The following is a 24,288-nucleotide window of genomic DNA, read 5'->3' on the forward strand; positions in this document are numbered from 1 at the left end:
TTCTTTCTCTCACATATTGCATCGTTTCAGAAAAAACTGTCATTTCAATTTATCTCTGAAATCCATGCTTGATCATGCTCTCCGCTCTTCTCAAAAACCCTGACTTACTTAGCTTTTTTTCCGGAAGCTCTTCTGCTCTTTCCGCTGGTAACTCCTGCTCTTGTTGCCTGGAGTATATCCTCTTTTCCGCAGCTTGGACAAAGATCACTGACAAAACAGCCCTCACAATCAGGATGGGCAGATTTACAGTAACTCCTTCCCAGTGAAATGATATGGGTGTTCCACCTGATCCAGTACTGCTCCGGAACTGTATCATTAAGCTGATACTCGGTTTCCTCGGGATCCTGCGAGTCCGCAAGTCCCAGTCTGTTGGACACCCTCTTTACATGAGTATCCACAACTATGGCATTTTTGTTATAGATATGCCCCAGAATCAGGTTTCCGGTCTTTCTTCCTACTCCGGGAAGTGAGGTGAGCTCTTCGATGGTGTCAGGAACCACTCCTGCAAATCTTTCCAAAAGTGCCCCTGCACAGGCCTTTATATTCTTTGCCTTATTGTGATAAAAGCCTGTTGATCTGATATCCTCTTCAAGCTCTAATATATCCGCCTCCGCAAATGCCTCCAGATTTATATATTTCTTAAACAGCTTCTCAGTCACCTTATTGACTCTCTCATCAGTACACTGCGCACTGAGTATGGTTGCAAACAAAAGCTGCCATGCGTTACTGCTCTTCAAAAAAATAGGCGGCTCGCTTCCATAACGGGAATCCAGCCTTTCCATTATCCTGTCAACTCTCAGCGTTCTGTCCGCCCTGCTTTCACCCTTTACAAACATAGTTTTGATCCTCCCAGATCACCAAAGACCGGAAACTTTACTCTTTAAGAAAAGTAAAAGCTTACAGACAACACTCAAAAAAACGGCTTTACTGTTTAAAGTTCGAGGCTAATATTTCTGCCTGTAGGCTTGTACTGATAATATCTGACTCCCGCAGCATCCAGCATCCTCTTACTGGCCTTCGTCGCAGCATCATCGGCATACTTGTCTGAATAATATATAAGTGTAGTGATACCGGCCTGAATAAGTGCCTTTGCACATTCATTGCACGGGAACAGTGTTACATAAAGCTTTGTTCCCTCCAGGGAACCTCCCCGGTAGTTCAAAATAGCATTGAGCTCCGCATGGGTCGCATAAAAATACTTGGCATTGTAAGGATCATCCTTGGCATGCATCTTTGTCCACGGGAAGTCATCATCAGAACATCCCTTAGGAAAACCATTGTATCCCATGGAAAGGATCTTGTTATCTGAGCTTACGATGCAGGCTCCAACCTGTGTGTTAGGATCCTTTGAACGACGCGCCGACATCTCTGCAACTCCCATGAAGTATTCATCCCAGGTTATATAATCTTTTCTCTTACCGCTGTCTTCCATACTTTTTCTCCTTTATTTTTCACCACGGCTGAAGAAACAGCCGGTTCGATACTTTATCACTCATCCGCAAGGAACTCTGTCATTCCCGCAGCCTTTCTCATACGGTTCATAAGTGCGAAACCTACGCCTCTGTCGCTGTAGCTCTCGGCATAGATCCTGTCCACATTATCGTCATCAAATTCACGAAGCACTCTGAAGAGCTCATGGGTCATGGATAAAGGCTGGTCACGGTGACCGATTACCTTTATATCAGAAGCATTATCCCGAACCTTCCTGTACAGCTCCTTCGTTTCTTCACAGCAGATTATACCTGTTCTAAGGCCTGCCGCTTCATCCTTTTCAACAAGCTCATTGATAAAATCCGAAACCTGTCTGTCAGCCTGAAGTCTCTCTTCTTCACTGACTTCATAATCTTTTGCCTTTAGAAGCTTTGTGCTTACAAGAGCCATTTTGGCATTAGGTGCATAATGACGGTATTTCATTCCCGGAGCCTTTGGACGTACACCTTCGTTTACGCCTCCTGCAACTATCGCAGGATCGATCTCAACCTTTCTTCCGAGAGTCTCACTGAGATCCTCAACCGTTATAGCTCCCGGTCTCAACAATGTAGGAACCGTTCCCGACATATCTACGATGGTTGACTCAACACCGATACCTACCGGTCCGTCATCAAGTATCATATCTATCTTTCCGTTAAGATCATGAAGAACATGCGTAGCCTCTGTAGGGCTTGGCTTTCCCGAAGTATTGGCACTTGGTCCTGCTATAGGAAGGCCTGAAGTCTTTATAAAGGAAAGTGTGACCTTGTTCTCAGGACAGCGTATGGCGACAGTTTCAAGTCCACCTGTTGTCTCATACGGTACTATCTCTGACTTTGGCAGAATGATGGTCAGAGGTCCGGGCCAAAATGCCTCCATAAGTTTCTCGGCGGCCTCAGGAAGAACCGATACCAGTGGATGCACCTCTGAAATAGATGACACATGTACTATCAAAGGATTATCCGAAGGTCTCCCCTTCGCTGCATATATCTTTCGACTGGCTTCAGGATCCAGGGCATTTCCTCCCAGACCGTATACAGTCTCTGTAGGGAAGGCCACAAGACCGCCGTTCTTTATTATCTCTGCGGCCTGTTCTACGCCCTCCATACCTTTTACTATTGTTTCCATTATTACCTCCATGAGTCACTCATCAGATCAGCCCACTTGAGCTCGTATATGACTCACTTTATCTATATTCAAATCTGAATTATGAACCTGATACATTGTTAAGATCAAGTATGGACCATAAGCCTGCCGGCTCCTGTCCAAGCTTCCATGCCGCGACTCCTCCGCAGCCGTTTTCCTTTATGACATCCAGCTTCAGCTTCAAAGATCTTTCATCTTCCATCCATACTCTCTTAAGCTTGTCTCCATCCTGGATCTCTCCGTAGTTCTGTCCTACCTCGCTGTTCCAGCTCAGCTGAACTCCGTTTTCCTCGACCCATTGAAGAGCAGCCTTTATTCCCATGGCATCTGATGTGGTCTTGTTCTCCTGATCGGTCACCCATACTCTGGTGTAGAAAGGAACTGCGATTATAACCCTCTCCGGATCCATCATCTTCTGAGTCTCTGAAATAGCATGGTTGAGATATCCTATAGACGCAACACTTCCTGCCTCACTTCCGGCATAATGTTCGTCATAGCACATTATGATAACATAATCTATATTCTCTCCCAGCTGCTCTATATCATAATAACTGTTATATGAATACGGAACGTAACAGTCTACCGACAAAATGATACCTGCCTTACGGCATGCAACAGCCAGCTCCTTCATAAACTGAACATAATCTCTGCCCAGCCTCTCCGGAATAAGCTCAAAGTCTATATTGAGACCATCTATTCCTCCAGCTACAGCCGTAGCCACGAGATTTTCCACCAGCTTTCCTCGAAGTGCTGTGCTTGTTAGGAAAACCGATTCGTCAATATCACCGCCGTCAAAATTGTTTACCGTAGCCCATACCTGATATCCCTTTGCATGAGCCTTATCCACATAATCCTGGGTCCAATAGCAGGTGAAGCTTCCGTCATCCCCCGTAAGAACGAACCATGTCGGGGCTACAACATTCATACCTGTAGCATCCTCTGTCATATCTTCAAGATAAGCATTGGCCTCTGTCAATGTTATCTGATGGAATCCGAGAACCACCTTGCTTCCGTCGTTCCTGATGATATGCCTGTATTCAGGAGCCTTGAAGCTGCTCTCTGGAGTCACCTTTTCAGCTTCAGTTAAATGGGAATTTCTGAGCCATCCTATATAGCCATTCTCTGTAACGACCCTGCTCCATTTTTCCAGCGTCTCAAGGACCTTTACCTTTTCACCGGCCTCCAGATTGGTGAGAACTTTGGATTTTACGCCACCGAGAAGTCTCACTGCTTCCTTCCTCTTTATATCCGCAGACTTATACTCACCCCAGTCATTGGAGATAAAAACTCTCTTGGTTTCATCTTCAAGAAAGCTTTTATAGCTTATATCCGTATATTCTGCCACCAGCTTGATGTTGAGATAAAGACTTTCTGTAGAATCACCCATGCATATAAATGCCGTCGATCCATCCTTCAGTGTATCTCCGAGACCATATTTCACCGTCTCCTCGGGAAGGGTATAAAGTATGGAATTAATATCCTTCGCCCAGTAATATCTTCTGTTCAACTCCGACATCACCCATTCATATGGTATGAACAGACCTCCGTTTATGCATTTCGCCTTAACGGCTGTACCATCTTCCTTTAGAGCCTGAGCATCATTGAGAAAAAGTGCAACATCATCACCACTGACACCAAAATACTCGGTCTTATCCGCCTGTTCCCTGGATGGCGCATACTTCTTGTCATAAAAATAAAGCCCCGCCACGGAAACAGTAAGCAACATTATGATGACAGCAATAAACGGAAGCAGCTTTCCGCTGCCACCGGAGGATTTCTTTCTGGATCTCTGTCTTTTTCTCAAACTCTTTAATTCTCTAGCCACGATGTCGTCTCCTTGAAGATCACATTACTTCTTTGTTCAATTCCTCAAGCTTTGCAGCCTGATCTGCGGAAATGATAGGATCCAGAAGTTCATCGAGATCTCCATTCAATATCTTTTCGATAGAATACAGTGTCAGTCCGATACGATGATCCGTAACTCTTCCCTGCGGGAAGTTATAAGTTCTTATCTTTTCTGAACGATCTCCCGTACCAACCTGTGAACGCTTGGCTTCAGCAGCCTCATTTTGCTTTTTATTATACTCTATTTCATATAATCTGGCGCGAAGGAGACGCATGGCCTTTTCTCTGTTCTGTACCTGAGAACGCTCCTCCTGACATTCTGCCACCATACCCGTAGGTACATGTATGAGACGAACGGCAGATGAAGTCTTGTTGATATGCTGTCCACCGGCACCTGATGATCTGAATACCTCCATCCTTACATCAGCAGGATTGATCTCCACATCAACATCCTCAGCTTCAGGCATGACAGCAACAGTAGCTGTAGACGTATGAATACGTCCTCCTGACTCAGTCACCGGCACTCTTTGTACTCTGTGAACTCCGGCCTCATACTTAAGTCTGGAATAGGCACCCTTGCCGGTTACGATAAATACAGCCTCCTTCATACCGCCGATTCCGGTCTCATTGGCAGAAACAAGCTCTGTGCGGTATCCCCGGCGCTCCGCGTAGTTGATATACATACGATAGAGCTCATAGGCAAAAAGCGCCGCCTCGTCTCCTCCGGCTCCGCCTCTTATTTCTATGATAATGTTCTTATCATCATTCTCATCCTTGGGAAGAAGCAGAATCTGAAGCTCCTTAACAAGCTCAGGCTGATCTGCCTTAGCCTGCTGAAGCTCCTCCTTTGCCATCTCCACCAGATCCGGATCCTTTTCTGAAGCCAGTATCTCAAGAGAATCCTTCTCCGACTGTACTGCATCCTTATACTTTTTATAGGTGCTGATCAAAGGCTCAAGATCACTGCTCTCGCGCATCATCCTGAGATACTTCTCTGTATCATTAACTATATCAGGCTCTGTCATAAAGCGCTGTATTTCCTCATAATGTCTCGAAATGGATTCAAGACGGTCAAACATATCCATATTTACCTCCATTAGTCATACACGAATCGAGTCCACCTTTATTCATATATGATCGTACAATATCCTCAGTATCCAGACTTATATAAACTCTGTATTCACCGGAAGACCTGAATCTGTCCCATGACCACTCTGTCATTATCGCCAAAATCTTTAATTACCATAACATCCTTAAAGCCGGCTTCTTTCAAAAGTTCCGAAACGGCTTCACCCTGATCGTATCCTATCTCAAATAATACATATCCACCTGTCTTAAGGTACTTCGGACACTCCGCCGCAAGTATACGATAGAACTTAAGTCCGTCCCCGGTTCCGTCCAGAGCTATCCTCGGTTCAAAATCCCTCACCTCAGGCTCGAGGGTATCCACTACCCTTGAGGGAATATATGGGGGATTAGAAACTATCACATCAAATTTGCCGGATACCTCAGAAAACATATCCGAGTGTATCAGCCTGACTTTTTCTCTTTCTCCGTCATTCAGGATAATGTCTCTGTTATATGTTGCGATTTTTAATGCGCTTTCTGAGATATCCACAGCTGTTACGCTCTGAAAATGACCGAATTTGGCCAGTGTGATAGCTATGCACCCCGATCCGGTGCACATATCGAGAAGCTCTGGTCCTTCGTTGTCCACAATCTGTCTTCCGGATGTCAACTTATCAACCCGCTCCTTCATATACCTGTACTTTTCAGGGATATTATCATACATGAGATTTCCGAGAACTCCGTCTATAAGAGTCTCTGTGTCTGCTCTCGGACAAAGAACATCCGCTGTGACCCTGAAATCAAGTCCATAGAATCCCGTGGTTCCCAGGATCTGCTGCAATGGCTCTCTTTTCTCACGTCTCTCTATATTTTTATAAAATGTCCTGTATGCCTCTTCCAGCAGCTCCTTATCCTTCAGCACTCCTGGAACAAGAGCTTCAGGCTCACTTTCCTCATACAAAAGAAATTGTGCCGAATTTATACTGAAGGCAGACATAAGAAGAGCCCGCGCATCAAAACGCGGGTCCGGGACATTTGCATCCTTCAATTTTTCCGAAGCTTCCAAAAGCAGCTTTCGGAAGGTAGTGATCTGCATATTATTTTCTCCCGCTTAATTATCGAAGTTTCAACATCTGCTATTTTCTTCAGACTATGCTATGCCTCACAGATCTCTACTGCTCTCCTGCACCATCATTATCCTGAAAATCAATTCCGAAGGTATCCTTCTCAAATTTACGCCAGTCAAAAACCTTTTCAACTGCAGCTATAGCCACCTCTATCTCACTGTCATCAGGCTCCTTGGTGGTAAGTCCCTGCATCCACATGCCCGGGATAAAGAGAATTCTGGTCAGCGCATTATCATACATTCCCACTATACGAAGCACCTCATAGCTTATTCCTGCTATCACCGGTATAAGCACCAGACGACTTGCAAGCTTAAGCCAGATATCATCAAAACGTATCACCATAAAAAGCAGTATGGAAATGAGCATGACATACACTATAAAGCTGGTTCCGCAACGCTTATGCTCCTTGCTCGATGCCGCAACATTCCTTACCGTAAGGGGAAGACCGTGCTCAACACAGTTTATGCATTTATGCTCCGCACCATGATACTGAAAGGTTCTGGCGATATCAGGTGTACGGGAAACTATCTTAATATAAATAACAAACAGTGTGACTCTGATTATTCCCTCTATAAATCCGAGAAGTGACTCATGAGGAAGGAACGGTTTAAGAAAGCTCGCTACCCATGCAGGAAGAAGTACAAAAAGCACCATCGCAAGAGCAAATGAAAAAATCATCACTATACCTGAGATCACAGATTCCAGTTTTTCTCCAAAGGTATCCTCCAGCCATTTTTCGAACTTACCCGGCTCTTTATCCTGATCCTCCGGATCATCCTCGATAAAAGACGCACTGTAGTTAAGACATTTGGTTCCAAGCACCATGGAATCCACAAAGGAAAAGATTCCTCTTATAAATGGTGCCTTACATATAGGATACTTGTCAGTCATAGAAACGTAGGTATCCTCCATGACCTCAATGCTTCCGTCAGACTTTCGTACTCCTACTGAATACTTTGCGCCGTTTCTCATCATCATTCCCTCGAGAACCGCCTGACCGCCTATTCCGCTGTAAACCTGCCCCCGGCACTTGTCTGCTGTACTGCATCCTGTCCCGGATAAAATATTTTCTGGATTTATTCTATCTGTCATATCATCTGCCTTTACATCATCTATATCTATCTTCGAAATCGAAGTCAGAATCGTAGTTTTTTTCATGGCAATTAGTGTATACGAAATACCTCTCTTATTCAATAAATCTAATGTGAATTATTTGTTAAGCTTTGACCAGAAATTCACTTATCATTTCAGCAAAGAAAAAAGAGTACATGCAGCGCATGTACTCTTTCAATCCTGATCTTTATCAGACGCCGGTCATATACCGGTCTTGTCCACCTATCAGTTAAGACCGAACTTCTTGTTGAACTTATCGATCTGACCAGCAGCGTTAGCTGACTTCTCCTTGCCTGTATAGAATGAATGGCAAGCTGAGCAAACTTCTACGTGGATCTCTGGCTTTGTTGAGCCTGTTACGAATGTGTTACCACAGTTACATGTAACTGTTGCCTGATAATACTTTGGATGAATATCCTGTCTCATTTTGTACCTCTTTCTACATGGTTTCCAACCATATAAATTCGCATATCTCTCCTGATGAAAAGCTATGCTTAGATTTTAAGTAAAGCTTTATCAAGTTAACACAAAAAGAATATATTTGCAATACCTTTTTGAAACTGTCTCAAACTTACTTTTATCACCGAAATGAAGCCGGTGATTTATTCAAATATCAAATATTTCACTGTGGTCTGTTTATCTTTATTGCCAATCTTGAATTCGGGTTCTGCTGACGCAAAACAGGCTTTCCGTTTACTATGAACTGACAAACCTCTTCGTTGTTTGAAGTTTTATCAAAAAGATTGATGATCTCTTCAACCGCTCCTGTCTTTTCATCATAAGTTCTCTTATGAATTATATCCACAGCGTTTCTCTCAAGTTCTGTAAGAAGCAGGTCATCTCTTCTGGTTCCTGACTTAACTATGTCTATAGCCGGGAATATGCGACGTTCCTGAAGTTCTCTGTTAAGTACCAGTTCCATGTTACCTGTTCCCTTAAACTCCTCATAGATAACGTCATCCATACGTGATCCCGTATCTACAAGCGCTGTCGCAAGGATAGTAAGAGAACCTCCTTCACGCATATTTCTTGCTGCACCGAAAAATCTCTTAGGCATATGAAGCGCAGCCGGATCCAGACCTCCAGAAAGAGTTCTTCCCGAAGCCGGTACCACAAGATTGTATGCTCTTGCAAGTCTCGTCATGGAATCAAGAAGAATGGTAACATCCTCTCCCTGCTCAACGAGACGCTTTGCTCTCTCTATGGTCATCTCTGCCACACGCTTATGATGGGATGGTTCTTCATCAAATGTAGAGTAGATAACAGTTACGAGTCCGCCTTCAACCTCTTCCTTCATGTCCGTAACTTCCTCTGGACGCTCATCAATAAGAAGGATCAGCAGATGCATATTAGGCTCATTTTTAACTATGGCTTTGGCTACCTGCTTAAGAAGAGTAGTCTTACCAGCCTTAGGAGGTGATACTATCATACCTCTCTGTCCCTTACCGATAGGAGCAAGAAGATCAAGAAGTCTCAATGCTATAGGCGCCTTTTCTCCCTCTACCTCAAGCTTTATTCGATGGTCAGGGAATACAGGTGTGAGATGATCAAAATTCTTTCTCTGTCCCAAAGCACTGAGAGGTTTACCATTTACAGTTTCAATATAGGAAAGAGCTCCAAAACGCTCATTAGGATTCTTACTTCTGTAGAGACCCTTTATTACGTCTCCGGTCTTAAGTCTGTATCTCTTAATAATGGCAGGATTTACGTACACATCACTGTCTCCGGGAAGGAAATTGGCTGATCTTGTAAATCCGAATCCGTCCGGCATAACCTCAAGTATACCGCCGCAAGGATTACCTGTAGGAGCCTTCTGAGTCTCATTGTCCAGCTCATCGGTTTTTTCATTCTCCGCTGCTCTGGCTATCTCGGCATCTCTCTTGGCCATATCCTCATCTGTGCGGTCTGCTGCTTCCTTTTCGATACGGCGTACATCCTTATTAGGTATATCCTGTCGGAACACCCCCATACTATCCTTAGATGCATATTCCTGTACGATACCTGCATCAGCTCTGTCATATCTGAGCTCACGCTCAACAGTTTCTGAACCTCTTTCCTGTCGGACGTAACGTTCCTGTCTCTGCATGCCATCTGTTCTTGATATATGATCGTTGCTTCTGACAGGCTTCACTCCATGAATGCCTCTCCTGTTCACAACGATGGACTTACGATGAGGATTTGCTCTGTTTTCCTGTCCTCTGTCAAAAACTGCCTCTGTGTTTTCAACAGCCTTCTGATCATCTGTCCTTGTCGGAGGAGCTGTCTCAGCGAGAGGAGCAGATTCTGCATAAACCTCGGTTATAGCTGATTCTTTTGTCTCCAAAGCTGATTCTGCCATCCCTTCTGCAGGCTCCGGTTTTGTATCGGGTGTCTTTGATACTCCATCTTCACCTGAAGCTTCTGAATCCACCTTGCTTCTGGATATACTTTTTCTTCCCGAAGTTCTTTTACGAACAGGTCTTTCTGCGTCTGATTTTTCAGCTGTCTTTTCTAAAGTACCGGAAACCTCGGTGTTTTCTTCTCTAATCTCCGACTCTTCTGTCTTTTTGGTCGTACGACGTGTCACTGTCCGCTTCTTAGGCTTTTCCTCAGCGTCTGCACCGGACTTGATCTCAGCAGTATCGGAATCAGTCTTTACTTCACTGCTCTTAGCCGCAGCTCTTCCACGAGGCTTTCTTACAGTCTTTTTCTCCGCACCTTCTGAAGAATCCTCTTTTTTGACCGCCTTAGCTCTTGTTCTCTTCACAACAGGCTTTTCGTCAGCTGTCATTTTCTCATCTTTTTCGTCTGCCATGTAACCTCCTTAAAGCGGCACAAATTACAAATTTACTACTTACGAAAGAGTACTATGATATGTTCAATATACTTTTTTTACTTTATAAAAATTGGAAAAAACTCTGGAACCCAAGAATGAATTTTCTAGAAAATTTAATTAAGTATTAAGTAAGTATAACAACAAGCTTCTTGTAACGCAAGTTTCATTTTGTTATACTTATCGCGAATTATGGCTAAAATATAAGTATTGGAAAGGTAATTATGGCAAGAAATTATTCAGATAGACACGCCTCACGTTATGCCGCTCACGGCAATTACGCGAAGCCTAAGGCTAATCATTCAGGACTTATCCGTTTTCTGTTAGGATTTTTGATTCCATACGTAGTTATAAACGGTCTCATACTTCTTTTTGTTATTCAGGCCCCTTCCATTGAGGCTTCTGAACCTGATACAAAGGATTATCAGAATGCAGAGGTTTCTTTTAAGGTTTCCTCTCTTATCCCGTTGAAATCCGTCACCGCTACAATAGAAGGACAGGAAGTTCCTTTGGAAAAGACCGGTTCAAGCTATAAGTGTTCACTCACTAACAACGGTAATCTCACAGTAACCGCGGTAGCTATTAACAGCATGACGAAATCCACGAACATACAGATAAACCTTCTTGATGAAGCAAATCCCGTTATTGACGAGGATTCTGTTGTTCTCGGAGCCGGATATCTGGAGTTTGAAGTTTCAGACACTCAGTCCGGTGTCGATTGGGATTCCATTTACGCCGTTGACAGTCTCGGAAACAATTTAAAGCCTACAGATGTTAACAAGACCACTGGAAAAGTGACCTTCTCCATGGCGGCGGATTCCATCACCGTTTATGTAAGTGATCTTGCAAAGAATCAGGCACAGGCAAACTTCTCTATTAACTGATCCTGAGATGTACAGAAGCGTTTGACATTCACATCATTGCATGCTTAAAAGCAGCAAAAAACCAGAGGCGCATAAGCCTCTGGTTTTTCTTTTATTACAACAGGCGCTGTATGAACATCATACAGCGCCCTGATCTGTTTCTGTTACGATCTCAGGATCTTCAGCATCCGGATCATCCTTGATATCCTTATCATTAGCAATCTCTGTTTCTTCACGAGGCTCCGGTTTCGGTAAAGCCTTCTGATATCGACCGTAAACCCCAACGATCTCAGCTATAACATTCTTTATACTGTCTGTAAAAGCACCTTCCTTCAGTCTCCACATCCAGTTATCTCCCGAAGTACCCGGGAAATTGATCCTTCCGTCAGCTCCATACCCAAGGTAGTCTGCTGCCGGAACGATAACCGTATCCGCTATAGTGCTCATACTTAGCCGGATCAGAAGCTCAGGCATAGAATTCCAGTCATTTGCAGAACGGCTCATATACTTATATATATATTCCCTCTGCCAGTCAGGAAGTGTTTCAAACCAGTGACGAAGCGTATCATTATCATGAGTACCCGTGTAATAGATACAGTTAGTAGTCACCAGACTATTGGGGAGGAAAGCATTGTCCGGACCTGAATCCCACGCGAACTGCAGAACCTTCATTCCTGGGAACCCCACTTCAGCCATAAGTTCTCTTACTTCGTCTGTGATGATACCGAGATCCTCTGCAATGATGGGCAGATCCTTTCTTCCGTAATGCTTATACATGGCTTCGAAAAGCCCCATTCCGGGCCCCTTTACCCACTCACCGTTTTCAGCAGTCTTGTCACCGAATGGAATAGCATAGTATGACTCGAAGCCCCTGAAGTGATCAACCCGCAGTATATCATACATCTCAAAGCAGTAATCCATACGGTCGAGCCACCACTCATATCCGTTCTCAGCATGCACATCCCAGTCATAAAGAGGATTACCCCAAAGCTGACCTGTGGCAGAAAAGGCATCTGGCGGAACTCCCGCAACCTTCTTCGGCTCTCCATCACTTGTATACTGGAAAAGCTCCCTGTGTGCCCAGGCATCACTTGAATCAGGCGCACAGTATATCGGGATATCTCCAACTATCTCTATCCCCCTGATCTTTGCATATTCATGGACCTTTCCCCACTGCTTCATGAAATGGTACTGTAAAAAGACGTAGAAGCCGATCTCTTCTTTATGTGTCTTCTTAAACAGTTCCAGCTCTTTAGCATCACAGTTCCTGAACTTTTTTGGCCAAACATCCCAGCTCGCGCCCTTAAAGCTGTCCTTGATCGCCATAAAAAGGCAGTATTCCAATGTTTCCGGCCTCAGATCCTCACAAAGCCCCGGAACATCTCCTCCATTTTTCAGAAAATGTTCATAAGCCAGTTTAAGCGCCTTTGTCTTACTGACATACAGCTTTCCATAATTAACCGCAAACGGGCTGTCCTCCTGATGGTTCCCGTTGTTTCCGGCATCAAGCCCGGGTCTCAAACCATCCCCGAAGTCAAACTCCGCAAGCTCCTCTTCGGACAACAGCCCCTCTTCAACAAGCATCGGAAGATCAATAAAATACGGATTACCTGCAAATGCAGAAAATGCCTGATACGGAGAATCTCCGAATCCCGTTGGTCCCATAGGAAGGACCTGCCATATCTTATTGCCAGTATCGCAAAGCATATCTATAAACTTATATGCTTCCTCACCCAATGTTCCTATGCCGTATTTTCCCGGAAGGGAAAACACAGGCATCAGCATTCCCGCTTTCTTCATATCATATACTCCAAAAATCAGCCTAAAATAAAGACCCATTATTCCGGAAGCTCCGAAACCATGGGTCTGTGTCATAAGCTAAAATAACTGTACGCTTATGTTTCTACCCTAAGGTTATTTCGACATAAGTTCATATATTTATTAAGCTCTATTCATCCTTTTCTGCGGCGGGCAACTCCGGAAGCTTTCTTCGGTGCCTTTGGGGCCACCGGCTTTCTGGCACTCACCTTGCTTCCGGTCTTTGTTTTTTCATCAGTTTTCTTTACGGAAGCAGATTTTGCAGCCTTACCGGCTGTCTTTTTAACTGTAGTTCTTGAAGTGCTTCTCTTTACAGCCGCCTTCTCCTCAGGCTCTTCGCATGGAGTGAGCTGATAGATGGTCGTAGACATGGATGGGATGTCAATGTCTATGGCGTAATCTCTCTCATCCCATGAAACCTTTTTTGCCTGGATCTTCGTACGCTTCACCATACCGAATCCGCCGTACTTCTCATCATCTGTTGAAAGAAGTGCCTTGGCGCTACACATAAACGGTACACCAACTCTGAACTTGGGATGTGCGATATTATCAAAGTTCGTAACTACCAGTACAGTCTCCTCCGGCTTGTCCGTCTTTCGTATGAACATCACCATGGAGAGATCGCTGTAGCTGCAGTTGATCCATTCAAATCCATCAGGATAGTAATCAAGCTGCCAAAGAGCTGGATGCTCCTTATAGACAGTATTGAGATCCTTCACGTAATCCTGAATTTCCTTATGCACAGGATACTCCAGAAGATTCCATTCCAGCTCCTGATTTTCTGACCATTCATCATACTGTCCGAAATCCTGACCCATGAAGAGCAGCTTCTTTCCCGGATGTGTCCAGAAATAGCCGTAAGCAGTACGCAGGTTGCGTGCCTTCTCTTCAAATGTATGTCCCGGCATCTTTCCGAGGAGTGAACGCTTTCCATGAACCACCTCATCATGAGAGAACACAAGCATGAAATCCTCTGAATAATTGTAGATCATAGAGAATGTAAGCTGGTTATAGCTTCCCTTTCGGAAGAAAGGATCTGTCTGCATATAACCGAGGAAATCGTTCATCCATCCCATATTCCACTTTATGTCGAATCCGAGACCATCATCCTTTACCGAACCTGTGATGTTCGGCCATGCTGTAGACTCTTCAGCTATAAGCAATGTTCCCGGGAACATCTTATGGAACTGTGAATTAAGGTGCTTCAAAAACTCTACGGAATCGAGATTCTCATTTCCACCGTACATGTTCCTCGGTGCTCCCTGACCCTGGCGACCATAGTCAAGATACAGCATGGAGGCAACAGCATCCATACGGAGTCCATCCACATGGTACTTATCTGCCCAGTACATGGCACTTCCGATAAGGAAGTTGGAAACTTCATTCTTTCGATAGTTGAATGTCAGTGTTCCCCAATGAGGATGGCTGGCAAGTACAGGATCCGGATTTTCATAAAGTCCTGTACCGTCAAACTGAGCAAGTCCCCATGAATCTCTTGGGAAATGTGCAGGTACCCAGTCAAGAATCACTCCGATTCCCTCATTGTGCATGTAGTTCATAAAATACATAAAATCTTCCGGAGAACCGTAACGGCTTGTAGGTGCATAGTATCCTGACACCTGATAGCCCCAGCTCGCATCAAGAGGATGCTCCATGACAGGCATGAGCTCCACATGAGTATATCCCTGCTTCTTTACATAGCTTGCAAGCTTTTTTGCAAGCTCACGGTAATTATAAAATTCAGAACCGTCAACCGAGGTTCCATCTTCATTAACGAGTGACTGCTTCCTTGCGAAGGATCCAAGATGCACCTCATAAACGCTCATAGGTCTTTCCTTGAGACCTGATGACTTAAGTGTCTTTTTATTATCCTCCCACTCCTTATCGGTCCACTTGAATTTACTGAGATCAGCAACTATGGAAGCATTGTTAGGTCGCATCTCCATGGCATTGGCGTATGGATCGGTCTTTAAGAAAGGCTCCTTGTGACGGCACTTGATCTCGTACTTATAAACAGTTCCCGGAGTAAGATGAGGTATGAAAATCTCAAATATTCCGGAACCGCCGAGACTTTGCATCATATTTCTTCTTCCGTCCCAGAGGTTGAAATCTCCAACTACAGATACTCGTTCTGCATTTGGAGCCCAGACTGAGAATACAACACCGTCAACCCCGTCTATGGTTATAGGATGTGCACCCATTTTGTTATAGATATCATACCAGATACCTGCCTGATACTTCTTTATATCCTCATCTGTATAGATAGATGCAAATGTATACGGATCTTCAGACTCCGTAGTTGTGTCATTGTCATATGTTATGAGATAAGAGAACTTGGGCAGCTCCTTTTCCCACTTCTTTTTCATAGGAATAAGTACGGCAAAAAAACCATTTTCATCCGCAAGCTCCATCTGATAGACCTTGTCACCCTGGATCTTAACTTCGATATCTTTAGCTGTCGGTATGAATGTCTGAATCAGAAGACCTTCCGGAATTACATGAGCTCCAAGAACGCTCTTCGGATCACCGGTCTCCGCATAAGTCACATCCTCCACATCTGCCCAATTCATCACATCATATAATTTTTCGGTCATAAGTTCCTCCTTAGTGTCCGGTTACGGTCGCTTTAGCTTTGATATCTACGCCCGTTTTCACGATCTCTTCTTTATTTTTCATCAATGATGCTTCAGCATCAGATTTAAGCTTATCTTCTGTGCTCTTCTTTTCTTTATTGCCACGTACCACTCTGCGCCGCTTAGGTCTGTAAGACTTATCCTTCACAGCCTTAAGAACAACTATGGATCTGGGCTCAACTATCCGTTCATATATATCAAGCTCCGGCTCCAGTCCTTCTGGATACATGCCGTTTTCCTCGTCCGCCGCCGTATCTATGGCTACCGCCCACTTCTTTCCTACCGGAGGATGGGCCAGAAGAAAATCATGTTTTTCCCAATGAAAATTATAAAGAACCAGAAATGTATCATCATCGGCATATTCGCCTGCATACATAACCCCAAGCTGACGTCTGAAGTTCTCCATATCAGGTCTCCAGGCATTTTCACCATGGAAACTGAGATCAGGTATACCTACAGATCTGTAATCAAGCTGCCTGAGAGCCTTCGGTTGATGGAAAACCTTATGCTTCTTACGGAAAGCGATCGCGCCCTTTGCAAATTCGTAAAGCTCACTGTTTTTTTCCATAAGATGCCAGTCCATCCAGTTAAGTGTGTTGTCATGACAATAGGCATTGTTATTTCCCAGCCTTGTCTGTCCGCATTCATCTCCTGAATTAATAAGCGGCGTTCCCTGACTGAGCATAAGCAGAAGATAGGCATTTCTCCACATCTTTCTTCTAAGTAACTTCACAGATTTCTTACGGCTCGGTCCCTCTTCACCACAGTTCCAGGAATAGTTCTGATTGGTACCGTCACGGTTATCCTCATGATTCTCTTCATTATGCTTTCTGTCATAGGAAAGGGCATCCATAAGACTCATGCCGGAAACATTGGCCATGTACTGAATATTTGCTCTGTCCGCCGGATTGAATCTTATTCTGTTCATAAGAGTGCCCAGCATGCTCTCGTCACCCTTCAGGACTCGGCGCATATCGTTCTGGAAGCCGTCGTTGTAATCAGCAAGATATCTGGGAGAATAATGTCTGTATGCTCCACCGAATCGGTCTCCCTCATGCATCTGCCCTTCCCAGCTGTCGGCCCAGATCTTGAATCTGCTGAGATACGGATCTCTGGCTATAACACTGTATGGTGCGGAACCTATCATATGAATTCCATCAATATGATAATTGATTCTCCAGTAACGCATGACAGTTGTAATGTAGTCAGGCAAAGTCTCGTATGTGAAATAAAGGTCTACTATAACCTCTATCCTGTTACGATGCAGTTCATATACTAATTTTCTAAATTCATTTCTTGGGTTTTTGTGATCCGAGGTGAAACTCGACTTAGGCGCCAGCTGCATAGCATCCTTTGTGAATCCCCAGTAGTTTATACGTCCTGTAGGACGAAGCTCTGTCTTGTAGGGATTCTGACTTCCGTAATCCGGAAGCATGACCTCATTGAACTCATATGGAGGCATAAGCTCCACCGCTGTTATGCCTAGAGAAACAAGGTAAGGTATCTTCTCGATGACCCCCTGAAATGTTCCTCTGACATCCTTGTTCACCCCTGAGGAACTATGAGCTGTAAAGCCTCTTACATGAAGACGGTAAACTATGGTTTCGTCATAAGGTATGTCGAGAGGTCTGTCTTTAAGCCACTCCGCGCTCTCATCAGGTACAGCCACAGCCTCTGACACAGGAGTTTTCAGTATCCTGGTTCCATCCTTCAGAAACCCAAACTTCTTTCTTCCCTCAAAAACTGTTCCGTTTGGATCAGTGAAGACCTGCCCGTCTGCTTCATAGCAATAGCTGAGCCTGGAGATATCTTCTTCTACCTCAAGCCTCCAGACATCTCCTATCCTTTCCGATGGATCGAACGCGATCTGACGGACCTTTTTATTACCTTCATAGAGATTAAGATACAGCTGTTCAGTATGAACAACTGCTTCAAATACATATATATTATTTTCTTTTTTTAATCCAAACATTTTGCCCCTGCTCTTGTCTCCCAATGGTGCGTATGGGGATCGGATAAATCAACTTTTGTATATAGTTGGTTTCAGTATAACATAAATACACAAAAACCGTTACATCCGATTGGGGATGTAACGGTCAAAAATACTTAAATTCATATATTATATTTGCTTATTATGTGAATCTTTTACACATCATCTGTCTTTAATAATCATTCAAACGTCAAAAGTCGCAATATGCCGGAAAATAATTTTACAATTCAATATCCAGCTCTATAGGACAGTGGTCTGAACCGAATATCTCCTGATGTATTCCTGCATCCTTTATCTTTTCCTTTATCTTTTCAGACACCACAAAGTAGTCTATACGCCAGCCTACATTTCTCTCTCTTGCCTTCATTCTGTACGACCACCAGCTGTATTCATCCCTTGCTTCAGGATGCAGCATACGGAAGCTGTCCACATACCCTGAATCCAGAAGTCTCGAAAACTTTGCACGCTCCTCATCCGTAAAGCCTGCGTTATGGTGGTTTGTCGCAGGATTTTTGATATCTATCTCCTCATGAGCCACATTAAGATCTCCACAATATATGACCGGTTTCTTCTCATTGAGCTTGTTAATATACTCTCTCCAGGCGTCCTCCCACTCCATTCTGTACGGAAGTCTCTTCAACTCACCCTGAGAATTGGGAACATAAACAGTCAGTACATAATAATCCTCAAATTCTGCTGTTATTACTCTTCCCTCCTGATCATGCTCCTCTATTCCTATACCATAGGTAACATTTACGGGTTCTTCCTTTGTGAACAGGGCTGTTCCTGAATATCCTTTCTTTACGGCATAGTTCCAGTACTGATGGTAACCGGGAAGCTCCAGTTCTATCTGTCCTTCCTGCAGCTTGGTCTCCTGAAGACAGAATATATCTGCATCCAGCTTCTGAAATTCCTCCATAAAGTTCTTACCCATAACAGCTCTTAAGCCGTTAACATTCCAGGAAATCATTTTTTTCATACAAATCTCTCCATTCCTCCGTAACTTTTACGGACTGTTTATCATACAGAATCAGAGATATATCATCCCGATTCATCTATATCCAACATGATAATTAAGTATTTTACCATATAGTTTCATGGTGTTACACTCAATACGTATTCGAAATGATTTATCTCATCTGGAGGTTCTCTTGGCAGCAAAAGCAACAGATTTTTCAAACGGCTCTGTGATAAAAGCCATCATGATTCAGACGGTACCTCTTCTGGTGGCCCAGATCATTCAGCTTCTATATAATATAGTTGACCGAATCTACATCGGTCATCTCCCGGGAGCAAACGGTCTCGCCCTCACAGGTGTAGGAGTCTGCTTTCCAATCATAACCCTCATAACCGCCTTCACAGACTGGTTCGGTATAGGAGGTACCCCTCTTTTTTCCATAGCCAGAGGAGAAGGAAAAAACGAAAGAGCCCTGAATATTATGTCAGAAAGCGCCTTTCTTCTTATAGCTTCATCCATAAGCATTACCATACTGACCCTTATATTTATGAAGCCAATGCTTTATGCCCTGGGTGCCAGTGATGCCACTTACAGCTATGCCCACGCTTATTTTACTGTGTACATACCGGGGACTGTGTTTTTTATGACCGGCTCCGGTATGAATTACTACATAAGCGCTCAGGGATTTCCCAGAATCGGTATGATAACCACCGCGATCGGTGCTCTTCTAAACATAATTCTTGATCCTATCTTCATGTTTGTTTTCGGATGGGGCGTTGTGGGAGCGGCCATCGCAACTGTTATCTCTCAGGCAATTAGTGCGATCTGGGTCATCAGATTCCTCCTTTCCGAAAAGGCTCTGTTCAGACTCGAGCCTAAGCGTATAAGATTTGACCGGACTATAGCCCGTGAGATAATTACTTTGGGATTTGCCAATTTCCTCATGAAATCCACCAACACAGTAACACAGGCAGCCTGCAACATTACCCTAAGGAATTACGGTGGTGACCTGTATATTGGCGTGTTTACCATCATTAATTCCCTTAGAGACTTCATCACACTTCCGGGAACCGCCATCACCCATGCATCACAGCCGGTTCTGGGATTCAATTTCGGAGCAAGAAAGTATAGCAGACTGAAAAGAGGAATCATTTTTGCCTCGGTAGCCGCAAGCTCCTATGCTCTTGTGGTGTGGGTACTAATACTTCTTTTCCCGGCTTTCTGTATACGCATTTTTTCAGGAGATCCGGAGACCATCAGTATAGGTACACATTGTCTTCGTTTATATCTTATGGCGTTTATTTTCCAGATGGGACAGTTCTGCGGACAATCGGTTTTCTCCGCTTTGGGACAGTCAAGGAAAGCTATATTCTTTTCTACTTTGAGAAAGATCATCATTATCCTGCCTTTGACTCTGATACTTCCTCTTTACATGGGAGTTGACGGTGTCTTCGCGGCAGAACCGATCTCCAATGTAATCGGAGGTGTGGCAGCCTTCAGCACCATGCTGGTGACAGTTTATTTCAAATTACCGAAAAATGATGGTGAAGTGGCAAAGCTGTGATATAAAAGAAGCAATATACTCCTGAGCATTCCCGGTGAATTGCTCAGGAGTATATTGCTTCTTTTATATATCTGTCCTTTTCCCAGCCTTACTTCTCATCGCACACCTGGAAGATGTAGAACTTTAAATAGTAGCTGTTCTCATCCTTAGCCCAGAGTATAGGATGATCAGAACACTGGGTGCGGTACTCCACCTGACGAAGACGGCGATGTACGGAATTTGCTGCTTCGGCAATAGTTTTTGTAAAAAGCTCAGGAGTCATGAAATGGCTGCAACTACAGGTGGCAAGATAACCGCCATCCTTCACAAGTTTAATTCCCTGCATGTTTATCTCACGATATCCTCTGATTGCAGCCTTTGTTGCCTCCCTTGACTTGGTAAACGCCGGTGGATCGAGGATGACCACATCATATTTCTCTCCCTGCTTGTTGAGCTTCGGAAGCTCATCCAGAACATCGGCTGTACGGAAATGAACTGTATCCGAGAGGCCGTTCCTCTCAGCATTGGCTGTAGCCTGCTGCACCGCAAGCTCCGATATATCGAGGCCCTCTACGGATGCTGCTCCTGCTATACCCGCATTAAGCGCAAAGGTTCCCATGTGGGTGAAACAGTCCAGCACCTTCTTTCCCTTACAAAGCTTCTGTATGGACAGACGGTTGTACTTCTGATCCAGGAAAAATCCGGTTTTCTGTCCGTTTACAACATCAACCATGTACTTAACACCATTCTCTGTTATGAGAACATTGGTATCGAACTCAGGACCTATGAAGCCCTTATACTGCTCCATGCCTTCCTTCTTTCTTACAGGCGCATCAGATCTCTCATAGATACCTCTGATGCTGATGCCATCCTCCTTCAGGATCTCCTTTAGATCCTCAAGTATCATATCCTTTAGCCTGTCTATTCCCAGTGCAAGAGACTCAACCACCAGAACATCCTCATACTTGTCAACTGTAAGCCCCGGAAGCCAGTCCGCCTCTCCGAATATGATACGGCATGAGCTCGTATCCACTACAGTCTTACGATATTCCCAAGCTTCCCTTACCCTATCACGAAGAAATTCCCTGTCTATAGGATCCTTTCTCCATCTTGAAAGCATGCGGACTCTTATTTTGGAATTATGATTGATAAAACCATAACCCATGAAGAATCCATCAAAATCAGACACACTTATGATGTCTCCGTTCTCATATTCTCCCTCATACCTGTCGATTTCATTATCATAGATCCAGGCTCCGCCGGCTTTGATGGTACGGCCCTCACCCTTTTTTAGAACAATTTTACCTTTTGAAACCAATGATTCACTCATATCCTTCTCTTTCTGTTATAAACTAAGAACTACAGAACGCAGCTTCGGATTTCTGCCTCGAGGTTCATCCTGCAGTTCGAAAAACAATCAGACATATCTTCGAACACGCCTGCCACATTTTATTTATCGTGTTTGCTTTTGAAATTTATTACATATGTGTTATTATTGCAACTAAATTTTATACAGTATTTCGCTGTGAAACATAAACGGATCAGCTTTTTCGTCCGCAGTTCACGGAATGTATATGTCAGGTCAGAATAACGTATTTTTCGGAAACATTTTTTCTGCCTGTGTTATATGTTTCATCATTCGGAGGTTTACCATGTACGATATCAAATGTGATACACATACCCACACCTTATTCAGTAGACATTCCTATTCTACCATTCAGGAAAATGTCAAAGAGGCTTCTGATATGGGGCTGGAGCTTCTCGTATCTACAGACCACTTTTCAGCTATGCTGTTCCCGGATTATGAGAGCACAAAACATTACCAGTATCTCTTCACCTCTCCAATGACATGGCCGAGAGAATGGATGGGCGTGACTCTCCTCTCAGGCTGTGAAGCGGATATCGTCGGACTGGATGGTTCGCTTTTCGGACTGGATATTCCTGTAGATAAATCAATAGTAGGAGATCCTTTTAAAGTCCCTACAACTCTTTACGATCATACGACAAAGAATATGGACTATGTCATAGCCAGTGTCCACGGAAAAGCCTTTGTAAAGGATGCGACCACCGCACAAATGACAGAAATGTATATCAAAGCCCTTCAGCAGGAAAAGGTATTTATCCTTGGTCATATCGGAAGAAGTGGTCTCGATGTGGATTTCCGTGCGATTGCATCAGCTGCAAAGGAAATGAACAAACTTATAGAGATAAATGAACACAGCTTTTCCTTCGATGGTGGAAGAAAGGATGACTTATCGAGAAATCGCTGCAAACAGGTTCTTGAAGCCTGTGCCGAAACCGGGTGTCATATCTCAGTGGCTACTGATGCTCACATTTCATGCCTCATCGGCAGATTTGAAGAGACGAAAAAACTTCTTGAAGAGGTTCAATTCCCGGAAGAGCTTATAGCAAGCCGTGATAAAAAATCCTTCCTTGAAGCACTTAAGCGCTCAGGGATAACGGACCTTACATAATAAAAAAGCAATATTCCATGATCATTCACCTTGAGGAGTACCATGGAATATTGCTTTTTCTTTTTTAAATGTAATGAACTGATAACCACGTCGGCATCATGATAACCCATGCCGACAATAAAGCATTCCGCATCATGAAGACATTGAGTCCTGATATCCGGTTTATGCCTCTTCAGCGGCTCTAAGCTGCTGTGTATCCTGAATTTCCATGATCATGTTAACACGATTCTCATGACGTCCGCCTTCGAACTTTGCATTGATCCATGCATCCACGATCTGCTTTGCAGTCTCTATACCTATAACTCTTGCACCGAAGCAAACAACATTGGCATTGTTATGACGCTTGCTCATCTCGGCAGAATAAGGCTCGCTGCAGCAGCATGCGCGTACTCCGTCTACCTTATTGCAGGCAAGGCTTATACCAACACCTGTTCCGCAGATTGCTATACCACCATCAACTTTACCCTCTGCAACCATCTTTCCAACTCGATAACCTGAGACAGGGTAGTTAAAACTGTCTGTAGAATTTGTTCCCACATCAACGATCTCGATTCCCTTTTCCTCAAGGTACTGCTTGATCTCATTCTTCATGTCTACTGCTGCATGATCATTTCCGATAACTAACTTCATCATTTTTCTCCTAGATTTTTAATTTAGAACCGTACTTTTTAATTTAATGCACGTTCTTCAGCCGATAATTTGACAAAAAAATATCAGCTTCCTGAATGGTGGTATACCCTTAGATATTGTTAAACATTAAACAATATCCTTTTCATTTCGCATGAAGTATATCACATTTTCAACAAAAGAGGGATAAACGTATTAAATGAACAATATCAAAATATCTCAATATCATCTGTATATTTCACCAATTTTTTACTTGTATTTTTGTACAACCTGCCATATCATACTGATCAACTTGAATATATCACAGAAATTTACTGAATTTTTTGCTTAAACTCTTACTTTTACGAGTATTTCAGCCGATGACTTACTCTATAGGTATGATTATTATTCCCTTATTTATCAGTTCAGACAGGAGGTTATAAAATGAAACTTGAAAATGTAAAAAATGTTGATGGACTTTTTGAAGTTCTTAACAGTTGTCAGGGAACTATCGAGCTTGTTTCTGCTGAAGGCGACAGAATCAATCTTAAGTCAAAGCTCAGCCAGATGCTTATGACCGCAAAGCTCCTTAATCAGGCCACCATCAAAGAGCTTGAGCTCTTTGTTTCAGATCCTGAAGATATGAAGAAGGTTGTTTCATTTATGATGAGCGATGCCTGCTGATTCGTACCCGGGTCATAAATCATAAGATAAGAATCTTCCCGTTTCTTTTGAAAACGGGAACAAAAGACCTCCCTGCACCGTAGCTTCGGTCATGGAGGTCTTTTGTTCTTATATCACGTATTTATGATACTGCCTGAT

General features: G+C 43.7%; 19 protein-coding genes. 4 read left to right on the top strand and 15 right to left on the bottom strand.

Annotated features, from left to right (window positions below):
• Positions 1 to 104: 104 nt before the first annotated feature.
• The 9 genes from nth to rho all read right to left on the bottom strand — a co-directional run bounded on the left by nth (position 105) and on the right by rho (position 10,563).
• Complete coding sequence (gene nth, locus BXO88_RS07725) at positions 105 to 836, bottom strand: endonuclease III (RefSeq protein ID WP_078037168.1); 732 nt, start codon at positions 834 to 836, stop codon at positions 105 to 107.
• 95 nt (positions 837 to 931) lie between these two features.
• A complete protein-coding gene (locus BXO88_RS07730; protein WP_078037169.1) occupies positions 932 to 1,432 on the bottom strand; it encodes a deoxycytidylate deaminase in 501 nt (166 codons plus the stop codon).
• Positions 1,433 to 1,488: 56 nt separating this feature from the next.
• Complete coding sequence (locus BXO88_RS07735) at positions 1,489 to 2,598, bottom strand: L-threonylcarbamoyladenylate synthase (protein WP_078037170.1); 1,110 nt, start codon at positions 2,596 to 2,598, stop codon at positions 1,489 to 1,491.
• Positions 2,599 to 2,677: 79 nt separating this feature from the next.
• Positions 2,678 to 4,441, bottom strand: coding sequence for a glycosyl hydrolase family 18 protein (locus BXO88_RS07740; protein WP_139355546.1), 1,764 nt, complete (start codon positions 4,439 to 4,441; stop codon positions 2,678 to 2,680).
• 19 nt (positions 4,442 to 4,460) lie between these two features.
• Positions 4,461 to 5,540 (bottom strand): peptide chain release factor 1, encoded by a 1,080-nt coding sequence (gene prfA, locus BXO88_RS07745; RefSeq protein ID WP_078037235.1) that lies wholly within the window; start codon positions 5,538 to 5,540, stop codon positions 4,461 to 4,463.
• A 101-nt stretch (positions 5,541 to 5,641) separates the two neighbouring features.
• Entirely contained in the window at positions 5,642 to 6,625 is a 984-nt protein-coding gene (gene prmC / locus BXO88_RS07750; RefSeq protein ID WP_078037171.1) for a peptide chain release factor N(5)-glutamine methyltransferase, read from the bottom strand.
• A 76-nt stretch (positions 6,626 to 6,701) separates the two neighbouring features.
• Positions 6,702 to 7,748, bottom strand: a complete 1,047-nt coding sequence (locus tag BXO88_RS07755; RefSeq protein ID WP_078037236.1) for a DUF1385 domain-containing protein — start codon at positions 7,746 to 7,748, stop codon at positions 6,702 to 6,704.
• A 246-nt stretch (positions 7,749 to 7,994) separates the two neighbouring features.
• A complete protein-coding gene (gene rpmE, locus BXO88_RS07760; RefSeq protein WP_036612136.1) occupies positions 7,995 to 8,195 on the bottom strand; it encodes a 50S ribosomal protein L31 in 201 nt (66 codons plus the stop codon).
• A gap of 196 nt (positions 8,196 to 8,391) precedes the next feature.
• Positions 8,392 to 10,563, bottom strand: coding sequence for a transcription termination factor Rho (gene rho, locus BXO88_RS07765; protein ID WP_330395107.1), 2,172 nt, complete (start codon positions 10,561 to 10,563; stop codon positions 8,392 to 8,394).
• Positions 10,564 to 10,805: 242 nt separating this feature from the next.
• Between rho and BXO88_RS07770 the strand changes: the two genes are divergently transcribed.
• A complete protein-coding gene (locus BXO88_RS07770) occupies positions 10,806 to 11,465 on the top strand; it encodes a hypothetical protein (RefSeq protein WP_078037172.1) in 660 nt (219 codons plus the stop codon).
• Positions 11,466 to 11,582: 117 nt separating this feature from the next.
• On the opposite strand, the gene malQ is transcribed toward BXO88_RS07770, so the two are convergent.
• The 4 genes from malQ to BXO88_RS07790 form a co-directional block, all read right to left on the bottom strand.
• Complete coding sequence (gene malQ / locus BXO88_RS07775) at positions 11,583 to 13,244, bottom strand: 4-alpha-glucanotransferase (protein WP_078037238.1); 1,662 nt, start codon at positions 13,242 to 13,244, stop codon at positions 11,583 to 11,585.
• Between the two features lie 152 nt (positions 13,245 to 13,396).
• Positions 13,397 to 15,856 carry a 1,4-alpha-glucan branching protein GlgB gene (glgB, locus tag BXO88_RS07780; protein WP_078037173.1) on the bottom strand — a complete coding sequence of 820 codons (2,460 nt, stop codon included), beginning with the start codon at positions 15,854 to 15,856 and terminating at the stop codon, positions 13,397 to 13,399.
• 10 nt (positions 15,857 to 15,866) lie between these two features.
• Positions 15,867 to 17,867 carry an alpha-amylase family glycosyl hydrolase gene (locus BXO88_RS07785; RefSeq protein ID WP_078037174.1) on the bottom strand — a complete coding sequence of 667 codons (2,001 nt, stop codon included), beginning with the start codon at positions 17,865 to 17,867 and terminating at the stop codon, positions 15,867 to 15,869.
• A gap of 238 nt (positions 17,868 to 18,105) precedes the next feature.
• The gene (locus BXO88_RS07790) at positions 18,106 to 18,864 is read right to left on the bottom strand and encodes an exodeoxyribonuclease III (protein WP_078037175.1); all 759 of its coding nucleotides are present in this window, start codon (positions 18,862 to 18,864) and stop codon (positions 18,106 to 18,108) included.
• A gap of 172 nt (positions 18,865 to 19,036) precedes the next feature.
• On the opposite strand from BXO88_RS07790, the gene BXO88_RS07795 reads away from it, so the two are divergent.
• Positions 19,037 to 20,407 (top strand): MATE family efflux transporter, encoded by a 1,371-nt coding sequence (locus BXO88_RS07795; protein WP_242945179.1) that lies wholly within the window; start codon positions 19,037 to 19,039, stop codon positions 20,405 to 20,407.
• Positions 20,408 to 20,495: 88 nt separating this feature from the next.
• Here the strand turns inward: BXO88_RS07795 and BXO88_RS07800 are convergent, their stop codons facing one another.
• A complete protein-coding gene (locus tag BXO88_RS07800; RefSeq protein ID WP_078037177.1) occupies positions 20,496 to 21,716 on the bottom strand; it encodes a class I SAM-dependent rRNA methyltransferase in 1,221 nt (406 codons plus the stop codon).
• 322 nt (positions 21,717 to 22,038) lie between these two features.
• Between BXO88_RS07800 and BXO88_RS07805 the strand changes: the two genes are divergently transcribed.
• Complete coding sequence (locus tag BXO88_RS07805; RefSeq protein WP_078037178.1) at positions 22,039 to 22,860, top strand: PHP domain-containing protein; 822 nt, start codon at positions 22,039 to 22,041, stop codon at positions 22,858 to 22,860.
• Between the two features lie 162 nt (positions 22,861 to 23,022).
• Here BXO88_RS07805 and rpiB read toward each other — a convergent pair whose 3' ends face one another.
• Positions 23,023 to 23,490 carry a ribose 5-phosphate isomerase B gene (rpiB, locus tag BXO88_RS07810; RefSeq protein WP_078037179.1) on the bottom strand — a complete coding sequence of 156 codons (468 nt, stop codon included), beginning with the start codon at positions 23,488 to 23,490 and terminating at the stop codon, positions 23,023 to 23,025.
• Between the two features lie 420 nt (positions 23,491 to 23,910).
• On the opposite strand from rpiB, the gene BXO88_RS07815 reads away from it, so the two are divergent.
• Positions 23,911 to 24,150 (top strand): polya polymerase, encoded by a 240-nt coding sequence (locus BXO88_RS07815; RefSeq protein ID WP_078037180.1) that lies wholly within the window; start codon positions 23,911 to 23,913, stop codon positions 24,148 to 24,150.
• Positions 24,151 to 24,288: the final 138 nt, after the last annotated feature.

It is taken from the genome of Oribacterium sp. C9 (assembly GCF_002007235.1).
Classification (GTDB): Bacteria; Bacillota; Clostridia; order Lachnospirales; family Lachnospiraceae; genus Oribacterium.